Here is a 22,277-nt window from a genome sequence, read left to right as displayed (position 1 = left end):
TATGAGAACAAACATCGTGGTCCTGGGAGTACTTTTGTGCTTAACTACCAGTGCCTTCGCTCAACAAAACAAGTCAACAGGCAAAATTTCGCTAAAAATAACTGATAATGATGGCAAGCCATTGCCTTTTACTACTGTTATGGTGAAAAAGGCGCAGGACTCCTCTTTGGTAAAGGGGGATGTTACCACCGTTGAGGGCGCCTATACTTTTGAAAAGATAGCAAACGGACATTATTTTGTGCAGGCTTCGCAGGTAGGATATACTACTTCGTTCAGCCCTGCATTCAGCATAGACGCCGCCCATCCATCTGTAAGCCTGGGTACCATCAAACTACCTACCCTTGGTAAAAACCTCCAGGCCGTTAATGTTACGGCTCAGAAACCATTCATTGAAAGTGCTGCCGGTAAAACGGTGATGAATATAGAAAACAGTATGGCCGCGGCCGGTAATACAGCCCTGGACCTGCTTCGCAGGGCGCCGGGAGTTCAGATCGACAATAACGAAAACGTAACCCTGAAGGGGCAGAGCGTTACCGTGATGATTGATGGAAAGCTCACCTACCTGAGTGGTGAACAGCTGACCAATCTCCTTAAAACCACTCCCGGGGAAAGTATTGCGTCTATCGAAATACTTACCAGTCCGTCTGCCAAATACGATGCAGCCGGCAATGGCGGTATCATCAACATAAAAACAAAAAAGGGCAAAATGACCGGGATAAATGGTAGTATAGGTACTACCCTTACCCAATCCAAATATGGCCGGTATGGTGTTACCGGCAATTTCAACTGGAGAACAGAGAAATTCAATCTCTTCGGCAATTTCGATCAGGGCGAGTATCCACGAATGGTTACCCGGCATTATACCCGGACAGTCACCGATAAAGCCGGCGACGCTACTTTCATGGATCAGGAAATTTTTCAGCGCAACCGCTTTAAGAATAATTACCTGAAGCTGGGTATGGATTACTTTATCAACGACAAACATACTATCGGCGTACTGGCAAATGGATTCAAGAATGCATTCAGCAATCAGATATACAGTGTTACCAATCTTGGTAAACCAGCCATGCCGGCAGATTCTATTGTAAATTCCCTGACAACCAACAATAACAGATTCGACAACATCGCTGTTAATTTAAACTATAAAGGATCACTTGATTCTGCGGGTGGCCGGGAGATCAGCTTTGATGCGGACTATGCCCAATTCAACAACCACCGGTTCATGCAGCTGAATGATAGCCTGTATGACAACAAAACAGGATTAAACAGGAATCCTAATAGTATAAGAACATTAGGGAATACACAGGTAATTATCAAAAGCCTGAAGGCAGATATCAGCTGGCCATTCAGCCCCACGGCAAAGCTCGAAACAGGGGTTAAGGCAAGTTTTGTGAACACCTCCAATGGACTGGAGTTTGATTCATTATACAAAGGTCATTACCTGCCGTCGCCCTCGCTGAGTGATCAATTTAACTACCAGGAAGATGTTTATGCAGCCTATGCCAACTATCGTAAACAGTTTCACACTACCACCATGCAGCTGGGGCTGCGTGTAGAAAACACTGCCTCCGCGGGGCACTCATTCACGACTAATAGTTATGTAAAACGTAACTACACCGACTTCTTCCCGAACATCAATCTGGAACAAAAACTGGATGATAAGAATAAGCTCAGCCTGGCATTGTCGCGCAGGATAGAGCGGCCTCAGTACGGACAGCTGAACCCGTTCATGTTCTACCTCGACAGGTATACTTATTTCAGGGGAAACCCCTATCTGCGGCCTCAGTACAGCAACATCGCGGAGTTATCGTATACCTTTAAGGATAAATACATTGCTACCCTGAGATACAGTCGTATCAAGGATATGATGGAAGAGTTCATTACACAGGACGACAGCACCAAGGCATCGATCAGTACCGAGCGTAACTACGACAAAACGGATATCTACACCCTGGCACTGACCCTGCCCATACAGGTGACTAAATGGTGGACCAGCGATAACAATATAGACGTCTCCTATAACCAGTACAGGTTCAATGACCCTGTTACCAGTGAACCTTTCAAACGTTATAACTTCAATTATTACATCAACAGTACTAATACCATTGCGCTCCCGAAGGATATAAAACTGGAAGTGATGGGCTATTATAACTCGCCTTTTATATTCGGCATATTCAGAGGATACAGCCAGTATAACCTGAACCTGGGTGTGCAGAAACTATTCTTCGAAAAGAAGCTGACCGTAAAAGCCAGTTACAACAATATATTGCGGAACGAATCGTACCGCGGGGCAGCTGAGTACGCCAATCTGCATTTGAATATATTCAATACCTGGCAGTTCAGGACCTTCAACCTTACGTTCACCTATAAGTTCGGTAGCGCTACTATCAAAGCCGCACGTGAAAGAAAAACGGGTACCAGCGACGAACAGAACCGGGCGGGTTAAACGAGAATGCGCATCATCTGTTGTATCAGCTGCATCATGGCAGTGGGATATACACCTAATCCGATCAACAGTATAGTCAGGATAACCAGGGTAATATTGCCGGCAGCAGGCAGGGCCGGTACTACCGTGGTTTCCTGGCCACTGGCAGGAACACTGAACATAGCTGCCACCAGCCGGATATAATAGTACAGCCCAATCACACTGTTGATAACCAGCATAAATAACAGGAACCACTGGTGACCATTCACTCCGGCCATGATCACATAAAACTTCCCGATAAAACCGGCAGTCAGCGGAATTCCGGCGAGGGATAATAACATGGCAGTGAAAACAGTAGCCACCCAGGGATAGCGCCAGAAAAGCCCTTTATAATCCCGGATCGTTTCTGCGTCCTGAACACTGCTCGACATCACAATTACGACTCCAAAAGCGCCGATAGTAGTGATAAAATAGGCTACGAGGTAAAAAGCCAACGCTTCCAAACCGGTTTGCACCCCCGATAAAAATGCTACGAGGATGTATCCCATCTGTGCGATGGAAGAATAAGCGAGTATACGTTTGACGTTCTGCTGGGTTAAAGCCAGCCAGTTGCCTGCAAACATAGATGCCACGGCAATGATAGCCACGATCCACCAGATCATCGGGTAGTCGTTACCGTGAATATCCTGGTAGAAGCGGATCAGCAATACCAGCATGGCCCCTTTGGAGACAGTAGCGATGAACGCAGCGACCGGAAGCGGTGCGCCTTCGTATATATCCGGCGCCCACATATGAAACGGAACGATGCCCAGCTTAAATCCAACACCGATCAGCATCAGCCCGAAACCAGCCATCACGCTTACCGGGAGGTAGCCAGCCTGCCGCAGTGCAGCACCGATGCCGGGGAAATCCATATGCCCGGTGAAAGCATACACCAGCGCCATACCGAACAGCAGGAACGCTGATGACAAAGCAGCCAGCATCAGGTATTTGATCCCAGCTTCGTCGGAGCGTTCGCGGGCACGCAGATAGGCAATCAATCCATAAAGACTTACACTGAGTATTTCGAGGCCCAGGAACAGCGACATAAAGTGCCTGCTGACTACGAGCACCAAAGCGCCGATGGTGGCGAGCAGCAATAGTATATAATACTCTTCTTTCCGTTCCTCCCGTTCTTCAAAGTAATTGAACGACATCAGGAGGATGATAAACGCCGCCACCAGTATAAGACCGGAATTAAACAGGGAAAATTCGTCGATCACCAGCAGTGGTGGTATCACATGCGGGATATACGCAATAGCCGGTATAACGGACGCCATCGTCATCAGGAAAGCGATTAACGTGAACGTATATACGATACGGTGATTACGCCAGGCAGCCACCAGCAGCATCATCAATACCGCAGCTGCACATAGCGTGATCAGTGGGCCGAGGCTCATAAAATCAGCGAACGACATAACCTATATTTTGTGATGTATGAAGCACCGGTTGAGGATGAAATCCTAACCAGCATATTACCAGGATCAACGCTACAATAATCACCAGTTCCCGTCCACCCAGATCGGGGAGCGCGTACTGACGGTCGCAGGGGCCGAAGAAAACCCGCTGCATGATGCGCAGAGAGTATATAGTAGCTATTACGAGGCCCGTTGTAGCGAGTATAGTAAGCAGATGACTGGCCTGCCAGCTGCCGAGTAGCACCAGGAACTCCGCGACGAAATTGCCGAGGCCTGGCAGCCCGAGCGAGGCCATAACGAATATCATGGTAGCAGTGCCCATCAGGGGAATCTTTAACCAGAGGCCGCCCATTTCGTGGAGATTACGGGTATGTATACGTTCATACAACGCACCGGCCAAAATAAACAAGGCACCGGTACTTATGCCATGCGTGATCATTTGCATCACCACTCCCTGATAAGCGATGCTGTTGAAAGCGAAAGCGCCAAGCAATACAAATCCCATATGGCTTACACTGGTGTAAGCAATGAGACGTTTGAGATCCATCTGGGCAAAAGCCAGCACACCGCCGTACAGAATGCCTACTACCCCCAGTAACATTGCTACCGGTGCTATTTCTGCTGATGCCGCCGGGAATAGCGGCAATACGAAGCGCAGAATACCATAAGCGCCCGTTTTCAGCAGCAGCCCCGCCAGCACAACACTTCCAGCCGTAGGCGCTTCGGTATGGGCATCCGGCAGCCAGGTGTGAAATGGCACCGCCGGCAGCTTCACCAGGAAACCAACCAGGAAGCCCAGCATCAGCCAACGGGCCGTAGCATGGTCCATGGATGTATGCAGGAGATCAAAATAATTGAACGTATATACGTTGGTGTTAGCTGCATGTATGAAATACAATCCCAGGATGGCCAGCAACATCAAGAGGCCGCCCGCCTGCGTGAAGAGGAAGAATTTGTTGGCAGCGTATTCACGGCGCTCATGTCCCCAGATACCTATCAGGAAATACATAGGGATTAACATCATCTCCCAGAAAAAATAGAACATAAAAAGGTCCATTGTCAGAAATACACCGGTAATTCCGCACAATACAAACAAGAGATTGAAATGAAAGAATCCGACGCGGGTATTTATTTCTTTCCAGGAAATCATCACCGAAAGTGCACCAAGGAAGAAAGTCAGTGCCAGCATCAGCAGGTTCAGGCCATCCAGTGCAAGGTGAAGGCTGATGCCGAAATGCGGTACCCAGTCAACTTTGTAGATATACCACCATTGCCCGGGCGCCTGCGAATGATTCATCCATATGCCAATCACGATCCCCAGGTTTACCAGCATACTGCACAGCGCTATCCAGCGGCTGGCGCCATGGCTCTTCGCTCCCGCGGCCCAGGAGAGCAATGCAGCAACAAATGGTATCAGTATAAGCAACAGCAGTATCATGGTTATTGGATTATGAGGTTATAAGTATATTCTCCAGATCAATACAGATAGTATAGCCACCGCCCCCATCACTACACCCATAATATACCAGCGCAACAAGCCACTCTGGGTACGGGCCAGTACGTCGTGGCACCATTCTGTAAATGCTGCCAGCCCGGAATAAAATGAGTCTATGACATCGCGTTTATTCAACCGCGACAGGTACACCAGCGGGTACACCAGTATGATGTTATACAGCTTGTCGAAATCCCAGCCACGTTTCCACCATTCTCTCATCCATTGTAGCGCCGGCATCTCCAGGAAGTCGACCATACCAACCGGGCGGTTCACCACCCAGGTGTACGCCAGCCCGATGCCGCTAAGCCCCAGCAGCGCTGATAATCCCATAGACGTCCATTCCAGGGCCGTGCTGTGATGCAAAATGGCTACTGCCGGCAATACCGGCTGCATCCAGCTGCTGAAAAGTGTCACATGCCCCAACGCCGGTGGCAGCTCAATAAAGCCTGCAATGGTAGAAAGCACTGCCAGCACATACAGGGGAATCATCATACTGTTACCGGGTAAGTGATGTACTGTTGTTTTTATGTCTCCATAAAAAACAAGGAAGAACATACGGAAGGTGTACATACCAGTCAGTAGTGTTCCCAGCAATGCTGCCAGCCATAAGCCAACATGCCCGTTTGTAGCGGCCCACGACAACCAGATGATCTGGTCTTTACTATAAAAACCGGCCGTTATAAATGGAATAGCAGCAAGCGATGCGGATCCGATAAGGAACACCCAGTATACCGCTTTCAATTGTTTACGTAAGCCTCCCATCCTGAACATATTCTGCTCGTGATGCAGGGCCACAATTACAGCGCCCGCTCCCATGAAGAGCAGCGCTTTAAAGAAGGCATGAGTGGCGAAATGGAATACGGCAGCAGACCATGCGCCACAGCCAAGTGCGAGAAACATATAACCGATCTGGCTGATGGTAGAATAGGCCAGCACTCTTTTGATATCCGTTTGCACCAGTGCGCTGAAACCCGCCAGCACCAGGGTCAACGCGCCAATAATGGCTGTAGTAAGCTGTGCAGCAGGCGCCAGTTCAAACAGTGTATGCATGCGTGCTATCAGGTATACACCCGCAGTGACCATCGTAGCGGCATGTATCAGGGCGCTCACCGGAGTAGGGCCTGCCATTGCATCCGGCAACCATGTCTGCAACGGTAGCTGCGCCGATTTTCCTACCGCGCCTCCCAGTAACAGCAGTGCGATACAGGTAACCACGGTATCACCCTTTGACCAGATCTCGGTACTGCTCACCAATATATCGGGGATATTTAAAGAACCAATATGACTGAACAGCATAAACAAGGCGATAGCCATCGCTGTATCTCCTATTCTTGTTACAATAAAAGCTTTCCGCGCAGCCTGCCCATTAGCCGGATCCTTGTACCAGAAGCCAATCAGCAGGTAACTGCAAAGCCCCACTCCTTCCCAGCCGAAGTAGAGCAGTAATAAATTATCTGCCATGACCAGCACCAGCATAGCGCCTACAAAAAGGTTCATGCATGCAAAAAAACGGGCATAGTCAGGGTCATCGCTCATGTAACCGGAAGCATATACATGGATCAGGAAGCCCACCACGGTGATGATCAGTACAAAAACAACCGACAGCGCATCCAGCCGGAAGTCGAGCCCCACCTTCAAATTTCCGGCAGTGATCCAGTTTCCTGCATGTTGTACAATAGCCTGCTCTCCTCCGGAAGCAAACTGAAAAGCAGTAAGTATCGCCAGCAGCGCTACTATTCCGATGCTGCCACATCCTATAACGGCAACGGATATACGCCCCAGACGTATCCAGCCCAACATCAGCAACAATGCGCTGACAAAAGGAATGAGCGGTATGAGTACAGGAAACATAATTTCATTTTTAACCATTCATTTTTGCGGCTTCGTCACTATCCAGCGTTTTCAGCTGGTGGTATAGCTGCAGGATCAATGCCAGTCCAACGGAAACTTCCGCCGCTGCCATAGCCAATATTAAGATAAACATCACCTGTCCGTCGGCCGTACCCCAGTGGGAAGATGCCACTACGAAAGCAAGACCGGCAGCATTCAGCATCACTTCCACAGAAACGAGCATAAAAATAATATCGCGCCGTACCAGGATGCTAATCATGCCCAATACGAACAAAATACCTGCGAGCATCATACCCGCTGTAGTAGAATGCATATTCATGGCGTATCGTTTTCAAGAAACCGGTGTAATGTTTTTTCTTTCTGCCTGCCCAAATGATAAGCGCCTACAATACCTGCCATCAGAAGGATACCTGCCAGTTCTACTGCTAACAGATAGGGCCCGAACAAAGCCATTCCAACTGCCCGTGGATCTACCTCTTTTATTTCCGCCACGGGCTGGTGATTCTGCAGAACAAGGAAGAGCAATTCACCCAGCAATATGGCGCAAAGCACGGCCGGTAATATCCATATCGCCGGCCTTAGCCAGAGTTTCTCCCGTACAGCCGACTCCCGGCCCAGGTTCAGCATCATCACAAAAAAGATCAGCAGCACCATAATAGCGCCGGCGTATATAATCACTTCCAATGCAGCCATAAAAGGCGCACCATAGAGATAAAGTACTACTGCTACTGCCAGCAGCGACACCACCAGGTACAATAAAGCGTGCATAATGTTGTAACGGGTGATCACCATCACTGTGGCCACGATGGCGACCAGCGCAGCTATGTAAAATGCAGGTCCGATCATGGCATAAGACTTTTAATATCCACCGGTGGTTCTTCCTGTTGTGCTTCTCCTTTCTGTTTACCTTGTATTGCGAGGCCGGCAACGTTGTAATAATTATATCCCGGGTACTTTCCCTGGCTGTTGATCAATAAATCTTCTTTCTCATAAACAAGATGCTGGCGGTCGTATTCCGCCATTTCAAAATCAGGTAGCAGTTGTATCGCGTAGGTAGGACAAGCTTCTTCACAGAAGCCGCAGAAAATACAGCGGGAAAAATTGATCCGGAAAAATTCGGGATATCTTCGTCCCGATTGATCTTCGGTGGTCTGCAGGGAAATACAGTCAACCGGGCAGGCAGCTGCGCACAGATAGCATCCCACACAGCGTTCACCGCCATCAGGATCGCGGGTAAGCGCTATACGGCCACGCCAGCGGGCAGGCAGCGGCGCTTTTTGCTCAGGGTATTGGTACGTTTCTCTTTTATGAAACATATGAAGAAATACCAGCCACATGCTTCTTATCAGACTGAACATTGTCGGAGAATTTGAAGTTGTTTGAAATCTATTTCATCCAAAGCTTCACTGCCGCAGTTACCAAAAGGTTAAGTAGTGATAACGGAAACAGCACCTTCCAGCCATACTCCATCAGCTGATCGTACCGGGGCCTGGGCATGGAAGCACGCAGCAGGATGAACAGCATAATGAAGACAAATGTTTTTATTACAAACCAGACCACCGGGGGCAGAAAAGCAGGTCCAAGCCAGCCGCCGAAATACAGTGTTACCAGCATTCCGGAGATAAGGGTAATCCCAAGATATTCCCCGATGAAGAACATACCGAATTTCATTCCTGAGTACTCAGAGTGAAAACCCGCTACCAGTTCGCTTTCCGCCTCAGGTATATCAAAAGGCAAACGATGTGTTTCGGCCACTCCGGCAACCAGGAAAATCAGAAAACCAAAGAACTGCGGAACAATAAACCACATGTTTTTCTGCGCCTCAACAATTTCACGCAGGTTGAATGAGCCACTCAATACTACCACGCCCATCAATGCAAGGCCCATAAACACCTCATAGCTGATCATCTGGGAAGCGCCTCTCATGGCTCCCAGCAGCGAATATTTATTATTGGACGCCCATCCTCCCAAGACCACGCTGTAAACGCCCAGCGACGACATTGCCAGAAAAAACAGCAGGCCGATATTCAGATCCAGCACTACAATACCAGGTGCAAAGGGGATCACTACAAAGCTCATGAGTACGCTCAGCATTACTACTGCCGGCGCAAATACAAATACTACCCTGTCTGCGAAAGGAGGTATCCAGTCTTCCTTGAAGAAGAGTTTGATCGTATCTGCCAACACAATGAGCAAGCCAAAAGGCCCTGCCCTGTTGGGACCATATCGATCCTGCCAGAGTGCCAGCATGCGGCGCTCTACCCAGATCAGCCCGGCTGCTGTATTCAGCAGCACAAATAGTACGCCTCCTATTACCCACCAGTAGTTTGTCATAATATTTATACTTTGATCAATTGAGGAACTTCTGCTATTTCCATTCCTGGTAAACCTACCGGTATGCCGGCTATGCCTTGCTGTAACTCTTCATTCAATATCACGGGCAACGTATATCTGTGCCCGTTATTAATAAAATGTAGTGAGTGTCCTTCGGCCACCTGCAACCGTTTTGCATCGTCGGGGTGTAGCATGATATACGGCGCAGGCACTCTTTCCGCGATGCCTGGCGTATAAATGCTCAGTTCCTCCGATCCGAAAATATGATAAACGGGTACAAGGAGCAGGTGCTCGGGCAATGGAAGAAATGGTTCCGGCACTTCGGTAAAGAAGCGTATAGACCCATTGTTATGAGGCTCCAGCAGGCGTTGACCGGGATTTCCGTCATGCAGCGGTCCTCCCGGTTCTACCTGAAATTTATTCACAGATTGCACGGAGTTCCATCCGGGTGCCCAGAAGAAAGGTATCATGGCAGAAGGAGGCTCATTGCGGTATCCTTCCATGGTGAAAGACAAAGCGGTATCCTTATCTTCCGGAGGTTTAGGCTCGCTCACATTCACATTGGCCAGTATGGCAGTACGTCCGCTGTACCGGTGAGGTTCGCGGGGTACTTTCTGGCCGGCTATACGAAAATCTGCATGCGGCGCAAGTGTATCAATCCGTGCCAGCAACGGCACTCCGGCCGCTATGTGAGCCACTACTTCATCAAAATGTTCCAGCCTGGCAAAAGCAGCTAATCCTACCGCCTTTCCGATTTGCAACAGCCAGCGCCAGCTTTCCTGCATGGCTCCGGCTGCAGCAAATACCTGGAAGAACCGTTGCGCACGTCCTTCATTATTCACAAGCGTACCGTCTGATTCTGCAAACGTGGCCGCAGGTAGCAGTATGGTAGCCTTTTCAGAAGTATCGTTGTAAAGATGATCGAGCTGGATGAGATCCTTTATTTTATCGAAGAACAGAGAGGCCCGGTGTTTATCCAGGCGGCGATACAGATCGTTTTCCAATACTATCGCGGTTTCCACGTCGTTACCCAGTACACGGTCTACTGCGGCGCTAAGCCGGTGGCCACCGAGTATTTCCAGGCCCATGCTGTTGCATTCGGGTACAGTAAGTGTTAGCATGGCGTCTGTTCCCAGCTGATGAAGTGTCCATGCAATGTTGGCGGCCGATTTGATCACGGCTCCGCTGCCACTGCCATAACCGGCAATGATCAGGGGTTTCCGGGCATTCTTCAATGCCGCTGCAATTTCAGCGGCAGCAGCCTTTCCCTGTTCCGACATACCTTGCACTTCAGGTATATCTTCATTCAGGAGATGACTAACGGCAAAGCCTATACGCGCTATATTGTCGGGTGCAGTATGATAAACTCCCTTTGCCAGTTCATCCAGTTTGGTTGTTACTACATTCAATATGTACAGCGGCCCTTTTTGATCCTGCACGGCTTCCCGGATGGCTGCATCCTGCCAGGCAGGAACATGTATGTGATTGATCGCTTCATCTACAGGTTTGCTGCGCACCGCCTGCCGGACCGATAACGCGAGCATCGGGGCGGTATTTGTAACATCCTCACCAAGAATCAGTACCACATCGGCAGTAGCTGCTTCCTGCAGGGAAGCGGCGCGCACCGGGCCGTCGCGGAGTATCTTCAGCGAAAGTGAAACCAGGTCGTGCTCAGCATCGGAAACGCCCAGATAAAAATTTTCTTCGCCCACCAGTTCTTTCAGCAGAGCATTGGATTCGAGAGAAGCGCGGGGCGAGCCGATTCCGACTGTTTTGCCTGGCGGTATCCTGTTAATCAGGTGTTGCATAATGGGAATACCGTTGCTCTTTTCAGCCGGTGAGTGATATACTTTGGGTTCACGAATGCGATTGTCGCTGTTAACAAACTCGTAACCATAGCGGCCACGGTCGCACAGGAAATATCCATTCACTGCGCCATTGAAGCGATTGGTGATCTGCCTGACCGCTCCATATCTTTCACCAGCGATAATGTTACATCCCAGACCGCAGCCCTGGCATACCGAGGCAGCGGAAGTAAGATCCCATTTGCGGGTATAATGTTCCTTAAGGGTTTTATCCGTAAATACACCTGTAGGACAAATTTCCGCCAGGTTACCACTGAATTCACTTTCCAGTATCCCTTCCTGCTGACGGCCAAAATACACGTGGTTATGCGCGGCAAACACATCCAGATCTTTTCCACCTGCAAAATCTTTATAGAAACGTACGCATCGGTAACATTGTATGCATCGGTTCATTTCATGGTTCAGAAAAGGGCCCAGGTATTGATTGTGGTAGGTTCTTTTTGTAAAACGATAATCACGATAACTATGCCCCGTCATCACTGTCATGTCCTGCAAATGGCAGGCGCCTCCTTCATCGCACACAGCACAGTCGTGAGGATGATTGGTCATCAGCCATCCGATCACATGCTCCCTGAAATCACGGGCTGCCTTATCGTCGATCGATAAATACTGCTGGTCCTTTACCGGTTCCATACAGGCCATTACGATACGGCCCCGTGTATCGTCTGCATCTTTGAATAATTTGATTGCACATTGACGGCAGGCGCCCACGGCGCCCAGCGCCGGATGCCAGCAGAAATAAGGGAGGTTGAGGCCAAGCGACAGGCAGGCTTCCAGCAGGTTTTTACCTTCCCTGACTTCATATGCTTTATTGTCTATGTTAATGATGGGCATACGGGCATTTTTTCTCTTTGATATGTTGTTCAAAATCCTCCCGGAAATACTTCAGTGCACTTTGCAAAGGCTCCATTGCTCCGGGCGCCAGCGCACAGAATGTATTTCCCGGTCCTAACAACCTGGTATGCATTTCCAGCTGTTCCAGGTCAGCATATGTTCCCTGGCCTTCTTCGAGGGCCAGCAATAACTTTTCGGTCCAGGGTAATCCTTCCCGGCAGGGTGTGCAGAAGCCACAGGATTCCTGTGCAAAGAAATGTTCCAGGTTATGTACAAATCCAACCGGGCAGGTATGGTCATCCAGTACAACCATAGTACCGGTACCAAGCCTGCTGCCAGCGGCGGATACACCGGTGAAATCCATTTTAACATCGAGGTGTGCATCCGTCAGGAAGTCGGTAGATGCGCCGCCAGGCAGGGCTCCACGAAAGCGGTAACCATTTCTCATACCGCCGGCGTGCTCCTCCAGTAGCTCTCTCATAGTTACGCCCATGGGAAGTTCCCATGCACCCGGTCGGTTCACTTTACCGCTCACGCCATAGATTTTCGTTCCCCCGTCGGCGGTATAGCTCAATGATTTGAACCAGTCGCCACCCTTGTTGAGAATATGTGGGATATACGACAGCGTTTCCACATTGTTAACGATAGTAGGTTTTCCAAACAGGCCGCTTACCTGCGGGAACGGGGGTTTCGCACGTGGCACGGCGCGCTTGCCTTCCAGCGAGTTCAGTAATGCTGTTTCCTCCCCACACATATATCTTCCTACACCTGTATGCAACTGCATGTCCAGGTTAAAATTTTTACCGAGTATGTTTTTACCGAGATAACCGGCATGATATGCATCTGCAATGGCCCGGGTCATTATAGCAGCTGCTTCCTTGTAGGCCCATCGCATGAAAACAAAAGCCTGGGTAGCCTGTATGGCATAAGCGGCGATAATCATTCCTTCCAGTAGCTGATGCGGGTTACCTTGCAGCAACCATCTGTCTTTGAATGTGCCTGGCTCCATTTCATCCGCATTTGCAACGAGGTATTTAGGTCCGGTAACATTCATCGGCACAAAGCTCCATTTCACGCCGGTACTGAATCCTGCGCCGCCTCTTCCTCTCAGGTTAGCATCCTTTACCACTCCGGTAACTTCTTCGGGAGTAAGTTCCTGCAATACTTTACGGAGTGCGGAATACCCTCCTACTGCTTCATATGCTTTCAGCTGAAGCGGTTCTCCGGACGCCGGAATATGCTGTGTGAGCGGTTTTTCCATATCACTCCGATTATTGCTGTTGTTCTCACAAATAATTTTGCAGGATGCCGGGAAGTTCATCTTCCCGGATATCCCTGTACAGATCGTTATCTATCATCATTGCAGGCGCATGATCGCAGGTACCCAGGCAGGCATTGGGGAGCAGGGTAAAGCGGTCGTCGGCAGTGGTTTGTCCGTATTTAATGCTGAGTAAATCCATCAGGCTGTTTCTGATATTCGTATAGCCCATCACGTAGCAACTGATACTGTCGCACAGCAGAATCACATGCCTGCCTACGGGGTGCCGGAAGATCAGGTTATAGAAAGTGGCTACGCTGTCTACTTCCGCAGCGCTCATATCCAGGATGGCGGCAATGTCGGCCACGCTTTCATCCGACACCCATCGTCTTTCCCGCTGTACAATCTTCAACGCTTCTATACAGGCGGCTTTTTTAACAGGTACCTGTGTTACTTCGTGATTGATTTTTTCTATTTCGATGGTAGTAAGCATATCTGCTGTTTTATCGGTCGATGTCGGCCAGTACATAATCCATTCCGCCAAGTATAGAAAGAAGATCTGCCACTGTATATCCACGGCTGATCAATGGTATCATTTGCATATGCGGGAACGACGGGGTTCTTACCCTTACCCGGTAAGCGGCAGTATTACCATCGCTGATCAGGTAATAGCTGTTCCAGCCTTTAGTGGCTTCTGTGCAGCTCATCGCTTCTCCTGCTGGTATCACCGGTCCCCAGCTTACATTCAGGAAATGATGAATCAGTGTTTCAATATCCTGCATGGTACGTGCCTTTACGGGAGGTGTTGCCAAAGGATGATGGGATTTGTATTCTCCGGCTGGCATGTTATTCAGGCATTGTTCCACGATGCGTAAACTTTGCCGCATTTCTTCCACTCTTACTACTGCACGATCATAGCAATCACCATTATCTGCCACGGGTATATCGAAATCGAATTGCTCATAACCGCTGTAAGGTCGTTTCTTGCGCATATCCCATTCCATGCCGCATGCCCGGAGGCCCGGCCCTGTTACGCCCCAGTCGATCGCTTCTTCCAGGGTGTAAATACCAATTCCTTTTGTACGGGCTTTAAAAAGATAGTTCTGCATCACCATCTTATCATATTCTTTCAGTTGCCGGGGGAAATAGCGGATAAAATCTTTTACAAGCTGTTCCCAGCCATTCGGAAGATCCTGTGCAACACCACCAATGCGGAACCAGTTGGGATGCATACGGCCGCCGCAGATGGCTTCTATGATGGAGAAAATTTTTTCACGGTCGGTGAACATATAAAAGACAGGTGATAACTGGCCGAGATCCTGCGCGAAGGTGCCATACCAGACAAGGTGACTGGCAATCCTGAACAATTCGCAGAGCATGACACGGATCACCTGTGCACGTGCCGGTACATCAATGCCTCCCAGCTGCTCAACAGCCAGCAGGTAAGCAAGATTATTATTGACACCCCCGAGATAGTCGATACGGTCGGTGTAAGGAATATAAGTATGCCAGGATTGCCGCTCGCCCATTTTCTCAGCGCCACGGTGATGGAATCCGATCTCAGGTACGGCGTCTACAATGTCTTCCCCGTTAAGCTGCAGAATAATGCGTAACACGCCATGCGTGCCGGGGTGCTGCGGCCCGATGTTGAGGAACATGAAATCTGCGTCCTCGCTATGGCGCTTCAGTCCCCATTCTTCAGGCTTGAATTGCAGGGCTTCCTGTTCCCTGTCTACTTTATCATCGTATAGCCTGAATGGGCCCATTTCTGTAGCTCTGGCCGGGTGTTCCTTACGCAGGGGGTACCCTTCCCAGGTGCCGGGCATCAGAATGCGCCTGAGGAAAGGGTGTCCGTTGAAACGAATCCCAAACATGTCGTACACTTCCCTTTCGTACCAATTGGCGGAGGGCCAGACGGAGGTGATTGTTTCAATGGACGGAAACTCGCCGTACAGACCGACTTTAATACGCAGAAATTCATTTCTGTCGAAGGAAAACAGGGTATATACAATAGCAAAATCGAAATGCTTATGCCCGTTCTGCTGCCGGTTATAGGCCCGCTCATCGACCGCGGTGAGGTCGTAGAGCATAGGATATGGAGAGGAAATTTCTGATTTAAGATATTTCAGGACCGTCACAATATTCTCCTGTGGCGTCCAGAAGGTGGGCGTTCCATCCCGTGTAGCCTGAGGCTGAAAGGCAATATCGCCAAAACGGGAGCTTAATTCCGCTGCAATGCGCTCTGGCATGGCGTATTAAGTTTTAGACGAAGCAATAAATAAGTAATCCGCTGTTATGTCATATAGTCGTTAACGTTAGTATTTCATTCAATTATATCTCATCAGTTGTTTTAAACTGTGTCATTTGTTGCCGTTTGTCTCTCATGATTTCCTTTACGGAAGGCTTTGAAGGTTTTATGATTCCCTGTTCGCCTATCACCCAGCTCAGCGGCCGCTTTTCATTGCCTACACTGTCGCGCAGCAACATCAGTCCCTGCATGAAAGCATCCGGGCGTGGCGGACAACCAGGCACGTATACATCTACGGGCAGGAATTTGTCGATCCCCTGCACAACACTATAAATATCATACATACCGCCGGAGTTGGCACAGGAGCCCATTGAAATGATCCAACGGGGCTCCATCATCTGTTCATACAGGCGTTGTATAACAGGCGCCATTTTGATGAATACGGTACCGGCAATGATCATCACATCCGCTTCACGCGGCGTACCGCGTATCACTTCAGCTCCGAATCGGGCCATATCATATTTGGGGGTCATGGCAGTTGCCATCTCAACGAAACAACAGGAAAGGCCAAAGTGGAACGGCCAGAGCGAATTCTTACGCCCCCAGGCAAGCAAACGATCTACTGATGTAAGCATCACACTCTGTTGTATTACTTCTTCCACAGAAGTATTACCGGATACTTTACCGGTAACATCGTCTGCTTTAGTCAGCCACCATTTCATAATATGCTGCTTTTACGCTGTCATTGAATCAATCAGGTAAGTGCAGGAGAATGTTTCTCCGTATATCCGTTAACGTGAACAGCCTTTTTCTTTTTCATCTTCCTATATGCACGCAAAATTCTTTTCCCGTCCGGCCCGAAATCCAGTGCACCATTACGCCATTCGTAAATAAGTACAGCCACCAATATGAAGATAAAAACGGATACTCCCAGAAAGCCGGTCCATCCCACCGCATCGTAGGCAATTGCCCATGAGATGATCAATACTGTTTCGATGTCGAATATGACAAACAGCATAGCAACCAGATAAAATTGAGATGGAAATCTTAGGCGGGCGGAACCCGTAGAGACGATGCCGGACTCATATGCCTCGCCAGTAGCACGGTCTTTATGATGTTGACCGAGAACATAGGATAATCCTAGTATGGTACCAATAAGTACTACTACGATACCGCCATAAACTAAAAATGGCCAGATAGGGTGGGTACCTGAAACAGTGCTTTCCAAAGTGTTCGCCCTCCCGAGCGATTTACTTAAAAGTCTGTTGAGCCTGTCTTCAGAAAAAAACCAGTAGTATGCTTTCCAATCTACTGTAACATGCCGGTTATAAATCTATCTATAAGTCTGTAAACCGCGAGAACACTTCGGGAAACTTCCCGTTTCAATACTTTCAAATTCCGCGTTACGGTAAAGACTATATGAATATGAAGTTACAAAATTTACCTTTACTCAGCAAAACAGATTAATAGGTGATCATCAGGTATGCGTGCCTGTTATATAGCACTCCAGGCTGGTAATAATGTAGCGCTGGTCATCGATAATAAATTTCACTACGTCTCCAATAGAAATAAGTCCGATCAACCTGCTTTGTTCATCTGTTACCGGCAGGTGACGAATCCTTCTTTCAGTCATCAATGCCATACAATCTTCTATGGAATCTTCTTCGCTTACTGTAACAGGATGTTCAGTCATGATCTCACGAACCAGGGTTTCCTTGGATGCACGCCCTTTCAGGATGACCCTGCGGGCATAGTCGCGTTCGGAAAAAATTCCCAGGAAGCGGTCGTTTTCGTCTACCACTGTTAATGCACCTACATTCCGGTCAACTAACATTTGTAGTGCTTCAAAAACGGTATTATCAGGGTTGATTGAGTATACTGCATGACCCTTTACCTGCAGTATGTTACGTACTTTTCCCATACCAAACCTTTTTAAAGAAGTAAAAAATGAAAAACCACCATACCTAAGTTAAGATTTTTCACTGTTAAAAGCAAGACAGTAAAGAATGGAAATGTGTACAAATTACACATTATGGAATGAGGAATCGGGAATGAAGAATTAAGAAGAAGCCTATTCACTAATTACTTCTCACCCGTTCCCGTTCCTCGCTGGCACCAGTTTGGCGGATGCGTTGGTTTTTGGTGGCGTTGCCACCGAAAGACCGGGCGTAGGTTAATTTAAAAATGGGTGAATAGTGGGATTCTGTATTAAATACGACATGACTTCTCAGGGAAAAGGCCTCTTCGGTTAATGCACCATAATAACTATGCGATTGGTTGGTCCTGAAAACATCGGTAACGGATAGTTGCAAAGTGCCGCTATTATTTTTCATTTCTTTTTTAATACCGGCATTAACAGCACCAAATCCATCGTATTTTTTAGATCCATCGTAGGAAGGACCATTGTACCAACCGCTTACTTCCAGGGAGAAATGCTGGGGCAGCTGAAAAGTTTCATTAAAGTTTATGGTATACCAATAGTAGGCTTTTTCTGCCGGCACCCGGGTAAACTCCACCCTGAACTGCCGCCACCCGCCTGCGAGGCTGTAATTCATGTTCCACCAATTGCCCACCTTCCAGGGTAAATCAGCCTGTAAGGCAATATTGTTCTGCCACGCCAGATTTTGGGGAGATACGTGCAGCAGGTTGCTGCCGGGGACTTCTACAATCTGGTAGTGTACAATAGGGCTGTTGTCTCTGCTGCCTAACAAGGAAAAGGCATAGCTTTTATAACGATAGCCCAGCTTCAGGTTATACGTAATAGCGGGCTTTAACAGGGGATTACCGGTAAATACAGATACCGGATCGGTATATGCAACAAAGGAAGCCAGATCGTTATAAGAAGGGCGACTGATTCTTTCAGTAAAGGAAAACTGTAGTTCAGATTGCTCATTCAGTTTCCTGGACAGGAATATGGAAGGAAACAGCTTACCTAGTTTGCGGTTGGCCACAGACTCGTTTTTAAACCGGTCGCCCATACGGGTAAGGGAATACTCATACCTTGCTCCTATCACCAGGCTGGTAAGCGGGTTCAACTGGGCGTTCAGGGAAACATAAGCCGCGCCAATCGCTTCCTTCATGGCTATGTTGTTGGAGGTTTCCTCTCTGCTAACCCATTGGCCATTTACCAGGCTAATGATGCCCGATACACTGCGGCTTTGGGTATAAGTTCCCTTAATACCCGCCTCCAGTTTCCACACCGGATTAAACTGTCTGATGTAATCCATCTTCACCACTCCTACATTGATAACGGTATGGGCCATGCCTTTTTGCTGATGAGCAAACAAACTGTCATTCTCCCGCACAACTTTGCCATTGGTGTTTACCAGCGTGGTTTGCACATCGCTGGGATTATCGTTGATATAACGCAGGTAATCAAGATCTGCACTCAACTGTGTGCCCCGGCGGAGACGCTTTTCAAGGTATAAGGAACCCATTACATTTCGCCAGCGATTAGGTCCGTTTATGGTTGCGTCCAGGAGTACCAGCGAATCCGGCAGTATGTGGTAGCGTGCTTTGTTCATGGTCATAAAATTGAGTAAACTGTTGTTGTAACGCAGGCTGGCCCCCAGGGTAACAGTAGAGTCGGGATGAAGCTCCACACCCGCGCCGGCGTTATGATTACGCTGCACCGGTCGCATTGTGCTCAGAAAATAGGAAACAGCAGGCCCCATTAGCGGCACATTATCCGTAGCATCGGAATGCCAGTCCATATTGCTCCTGTCGTGCGAAAAGGAATAGTCGCCATAAACCTGCGCCCGCGGAGTATTATGCGCCAGGCTAAGACTTAACACCGCTTTCTCTCCCCAGCCATAGCCGGCGGTAGCGGAGGCCGTGCCACTGGTGCCGTGCTGCCGGTTCCGCTTCAGCACAATGTTAATCATCCCTGCGCTGCCTTCGGCATCATAACCGGCGGGAGGTGTGGTAAGCAATTCTATCTTTTCAATATTGTCTGCCCGAAGTCCGTTTAAGAATGTTACCAACTGCTCCACAGGCATGCGAACCTGCTTACCATTGAGCATTACGGTTACGCCGCTTTTACCATTCAGGGCAATGCTGTTATTCCGTCGATCGATAAACACACCTGGCGAGCGTTCCAGCACTTCCAGGGCGGAACTTCCTCTGGTAAGCACGCTGCTGCCTACATTTACAATGGTACCATATGGCTGTTGCCGGAACACTGGTTTGGTTGCCTGTATTACTACTTCGTTCAGCCGACGGTTGGCGGGAGGGCGTATAGCCGGCGTATCTGACATTGGGCGAACAGGCACCTGGGCATAGACAGACTGAAAAAGACAGCATAATAGCGGGATGGAATATAGTGGTTGCATGGTGTTGCAGGACTTTATCCCAAAGAAACACCCGGACCGAAAATTCCCGAAACCGGAATGACGACCAGCTGTACCTGGTTGATGAAATGCAGTTTACCCGTTTTTTCCACCGATCCGAATCAAAAAAAGCTGCTTTCACCGCTTATTTATTCCTGGCTACATTTGATCAATCCATAGTTGCTACTCGTGTATTATAACAGCAGGTACAACAAAATTTGGGTACCTTACAGATAAGGAGTAATTGTGCCATGAGCGTTTTATCAGACAGCCATCCACGGCAGCACTGGTTTTTCAGGTATAAGTTGTACCACCTTCCCTTCTGGTGTGCCTATCATTACCTGTGGTGGGTGGTAGCCATCGGGAATCCGGTAAAAGCAGCCACCTCTATATTCTTCACACCATTTGCTGTCAAATACCTGTTCTATGTTATTTTTCAGGCGCTGGCAGTATACTTCAACCTGTATTTCCTGATGCCACGTTACCTTGAAAAAAACAGGTTTGGTATCTATATTACCTATCTGCTGAGTACCCTGCTGATTACGTCCCTATGCATTGTAGGCGGATATTACGTCACCGCGTTGTTAGCACACCGTACTATCAGCGAATTATATGGCAGCAATGTTTGCTTCTTTTACTTTTTTGGTAATGCACTGCCTTCTACTTTTGCCAGCACTACGCTGGCTATGAGTATCAAGTTGACCAAAAACTGGGTACAAACTAAAAGAAGACAACAACTGCTGGAAAAAGAAAAACTGGAAACAGAACTACAATTCCTCAAAAACCAGTTTAACCCACATTTTCTTTTTAATACCATCAACTCTATCTTCTTCCTGATACATAAAAATCCGCAAATGGCTGCCGCCTCACTGGCGAAATTTTCTGAGTTACTACGGTATCAGCTATACGAATGTAACGACCTGCAAATACCACTCAACAAAGAAATTACCTACCTGGAAAATTTTATTGAACTGGAGAAGTTGCGACAGAATAACAACATGGAAGTAAATTGTGAGATTACACAAACAAACAGCAGTCAATGGGCCATTGCGCCATTTATATTGATGACCTTTGTAGAAAATGCCTTCAAACATGTTTCGAAACATACGGATGATATCAATTGGATAAATATACAGCTGAAGCTGGATGGACAACAATTATATTTCACCGTATGTAACAGCACCACCGCCAGCACCTACAAAGAGGTGGTGCATTACAGCGGTATTGGCCTGCAGAATGTGCAGCGCCGGCTGGATCTCATCTATCCCGGACAATATACACTGGATATAGAAAGCAGCGCGCATAGCTTTGAGATAACATTAACGCTTAAAGCAGAAAGCTTAAGGTTCAAAGCCCATAACGCCAGTTGGTTACCTGTTTAAAATTATTTACGATGTTAAATTGTGCCATTATTGATGATGAGCCACTAGCCAGGGAAGGCATGGCCAACTACGTAAGAGCGGTGGATTTCCTACAGTTAACAGGCACCTGTGTAAATCCGGTTGAACTGGCATCATTGCTGGATCAACATCAGATAGACCTGATTTTTCTGGACATACAAATGCCCAAAATGGATGGTATGGAGTTTTTAAAAATCACCCCACAAGCGCCCATGGTGGTGATCACCACAGCCTTTCCCAGTTATGCATTGGAAAGCTTCCAGCTTAATGTGCTGGATTACCTGTTGAAGCCCATTACCTTTGAACGTTTTTTTAAAGCTGCCAGCAAGGCGAAGGACTATCACCGGCTACTCACCAAAACTGCGGATGCAGGCCAGCCACAAGTGGTTCCAGGTGCCGACTATTGCTTTATTAAATGCGGGAATAAGTTTGAGAAAATATATTTTAAGGATATCCTGTACATTCAGGGCCTGCAAAATTATGTGGTCATTTATACTTTAAAGAATAAATACCTGACCCTGCTGAACATGAAAAAACTGGAGGAAGATTTAAACAGCCAATCATTTATCCGGGTACATAAATCCTATATTGTAGCTATCGATAAGATAGAGAGCATCGAAGGCAATGAAATATACATCCAATCCCACCGTGTGCCCATCAGCCGGAACTACCGCGAGCAGGTGATTAAACAGGTAGTGACGAAGCGACTGTGGTGAGGAGAGCAGAGATAGTAGCGATTTGATTATCGCGTTTACTATCTCCGCTCTTCTTCATACTATATT

At 48.1% G+C, this 22,277-nt stretch carries 18 protein-coding genes; 3 read left to right on the top strand and 15 right to left on the bottom strand.

Annotated features, from left to right (window positions below):
* The first annotated feature begins 1 nt into the window (after position 1).
* Positions 2-2,446, top strand: coding sequence for an outer membrane beta-barrel protein (locus UNH61_RS08675; RefSeq protein ID WP_326991689.1), 2,445 nt, complete (start codon positions 2-4; stop codon positions 2,444-2,446).
* Here the strand turns inward: UNH61_RS08675 and UNH61_RS08670 are convergent.
* The 15 genes from UNH61_RS08670 to UNH61_RS08600 all read right to left on the bottom strand — a co-directional run bounded on the left by UNH61_RS08670 (position 2,443) and on the right by UNH61_RS08600 (position 20,098).
* Positions 2,443-3,882: an NADH-quinone oxidoreductase subunit N gene (locus UNH61_RS08670; protein ID WP_326991688.1), complete on the bottom strand. Its 1,440-nt coding sequence runs from the start codon at positions 3,880-3,882 to the stop codon at positions 2,443-2,445. The two genes, UNH61_RS08675 and UNH61_RS08670, sit on opposite strands and share 4 nt — an antisense overlap.
* Positions 3,869-5,320 carry an NADH-quinone oxidoreductase subunit M gene (gene nuoM / locus UNH61_RS08665; protein WP_326991687.1) on the bottom strand — a complete coding sequence of 484 codons (1,452 nt, stop codon included), beginning with the start codon at positions 5,318-5,320 and terminating at the stop codon, positions 3,869-3,871. The genes UNH61_RS08670 and nuoM overlap by 14 nt, the downstream gene beginning before the upstream one ends.
* An 18-nt stretch (positions 5,321-5,338) precedes the next feature.
* Positions 5,339-7,228 carry an NADH-quinone oxidoreductase subunit L gene (gene nuoL, locus UNH61_RS08660; protein ID WP_326991686.1) on the bottom strand — a complete coding sequence of 630 codons (1,890 nt, stop codon included), beginning with the start codon at positions 7,226-7,228 and terminating at the stop codon, positions 5,339-5,341.
* A gap of 10 nt (positions 7,229-7,238) precedes the next feature.
* Positions 7,239-7,547, bottom strand: coding sequence for an NADH-quinone oxidoreductase subunit NuoK (nuoK, locus tag UNH61_RS08655; RefSeq protein ID WP_326991685.1), 309 nt, complete (start codon positions 7,545-7,547; stop codon positions 7,239-7,241).
* Positions 7,544-8,074 (bottom strand): NADH-quinone oxidoreductase subunit J, encoded by a 531-nt coding sequence (gene nuoJ / locus UNH61_RS08650; RefSeq protein WP_326991684.1) that lies wholly within the window; start codon positions 8,072-8,074, stop codon positions 7,544-7,546. Before nuoJ ends, nuoK begins: the two co-directional genes overlap by 4 nt.
* On the bottom strand, positions 8,071-8,586 hold the full coding sequence (nuoI, locus tag UNH61_RS08645) for an NADH-quinone oxidoreductase subunit NuoI (RefSeq protein ID WP_326991683.1): 516 nt from the start codon (positions 8,584-8,586) through the stop codon (positions 8,071-8,073). Before nuoI ends, nuoJ begins: the two co-directional genes overlap by 4 nt.
* A 28-nt stretch (positions 8,587-8,614) precedes the next feature.
* Positions 8,615-9,562: an NADH-quinone oxidoreductase subunit NuoH gene (nuoH, locus tag UNH61_RS08640; RefSeq protein WP_326991682.1), complete on the bottom strand. Its 948-nt coding sequence runs from the start codon at positions 9,560-9,562 to the stop codon at positions 8,615-8,617.
* Between the two features lie 5 nt (positions 9,563-9,567).
* Positions 9,568-12,261: an NADH-quinone oxidoreductase subunit NuoG gene (gene nuoG, locus UNH61_RS08635; RefSeq protein ID WP_326991681.1), complete on the bottom strand. Its 2,694-nt coding sequence runs from the start codon at positions 12,259-12,261 to the stop codon at positions 9,568-9,570.
* The gene (nuoF, locus tag UNH61_RS08630) at positions 12,248-13,522 is read right to left on the bottom strand and encodes an NADH-quinone oxidoreductase subunit NuoF (RefSeq protein WP_326991680.1); all 1,275 of its coding nucleotides are present in this window, start codon (positions 13,520-13,522) and stop codon (positions 12,248-12,250) included. Before nuoF ends, nuoG begins: the two co-directional genes overlap by 14 nt.
* Before the next feature lie 25 nt (positions 13,523-13,547).
* Positions 13,548-14,012, bottom strand: a complete 465-nt coding sequence (gene nuoE / locus UNH61_RS08625) for an NADH-quinone oxidoreductase subunit NuoE (RefSeq protein WP_326991679.1) — start codon at positions 14,010-14,012, stop codon at positions 13,548-13,550.
* Between the two features lie 10 nt (positions 14,013-14,022).
* The gene (gene nuoC, locus UNH61_RS08620) at positions 14,023-15,768 is read right to left on the bottom strand and encodes an NADH-quinone oxidoreductase subunit C/D (RefSeq protein WP_326991678.1); all 1,746 of its coding nucleotides are present in this window, start codon (positions 15,766-15,768) and stop codon (positions 14,023-14,025) included.
* An 82-nt stretch (positions 15,769-15,850) separates the two neighbouring features.
* The gene (gene nuoB, locus UNH61_RS08615) at positions 15,851-16,489 is read right to left on the bottom strand and encodes an NADH-quinone oxidoreductase subunit NuoB (RefSeq protein WP_326991677.1); all 639 of its coding nucleotides are present in this window, start codon (positions 16,487-16,489) and stop codon (positions 15,851-15,853) included.
* A 32-nt stretch (positions 16,490-16,521) separates the two neighbouring features.
* Positions 16,522-16,995 (bottom strand): NADH-quinone oxidoreductase subunit A, encoded by a 474-nt coding sequence (locus tag UNH61_RS08610; RefSeq protein ID WP_326991676.1) that lies wholly within the window; start codon positions 16,993-16,995, stop codon positions 16,522-16,524.
* Positions 16,996-17,244: 249 nt separating this feature from the next.
* On the bottom strand, positions 17,245-17,688 hold the full coding sequence (locus tag UNH61_RS08605) for a CBS domain-containing protein (protein WP_326991675.1): 444 nt from the start codon (positions 17,686-17,688) through the stop codon (positions 17,245-17,247).
* A 157-nt stretch (positions 17,689-17,845) separates the two neighbouring features.
* Positions 17,846-20,098 carry an outer membrane beta-barrel family protein gene (locus UNH61_RS08600; protein WP_326991674.1) on the bottom strand — a complete coding sequence of 751 codons (2,253 nt, stop codon included), beginning with the start codon at positions 20,096-20,098 and terminating at the stop codon, positions 17,846-17,848.
* Between the two features lie 248 nt (positions 20,099-20,346).
* On the opposite strand from UNH61_RS08600, the gene UNH61_RS08595 reads away from it, so the two are divergent.
* The gene (locus UNH61_RS08595; protein WP_326991673.1) at positions 20,347-21,477 is read left to right on the top strand and encodes a histidine kinase; all 1,131 of its coding nucleotides are present in this window, start codon (positions 20,347-20,349) and stop codon (positions 21,475-21,477) included.
* An 11-nt stretch (positions 21,478-21,488) separates the two neighbouring features.
* Positions 21,489-22,211: a LytTR family DNA-binding domain-containing protein gene (locus UNH61_RS08590; protein ID WP_326991672.1), complete on the top strand. Its 723-nt coding sequence runs from the start codon at positions 21,489-21,491 to the stop codon at positions 22,209-22,211.
* Positions 22,212-22,277: the final 66 nt, after the last annotated feature.

The sequence above is a fragment of the Chitinophaga sp. 180180018-3 genome (assembly GCF_037893185.1).
Lineage (GTDB): Bacteria > Bacteroidota > Bacteroidia > Chitinophagales > Chitinophagaceae > Chitinophaga.
This window is presented reverse-complemented; position numbering and strand designations above follow the sequence as displayed.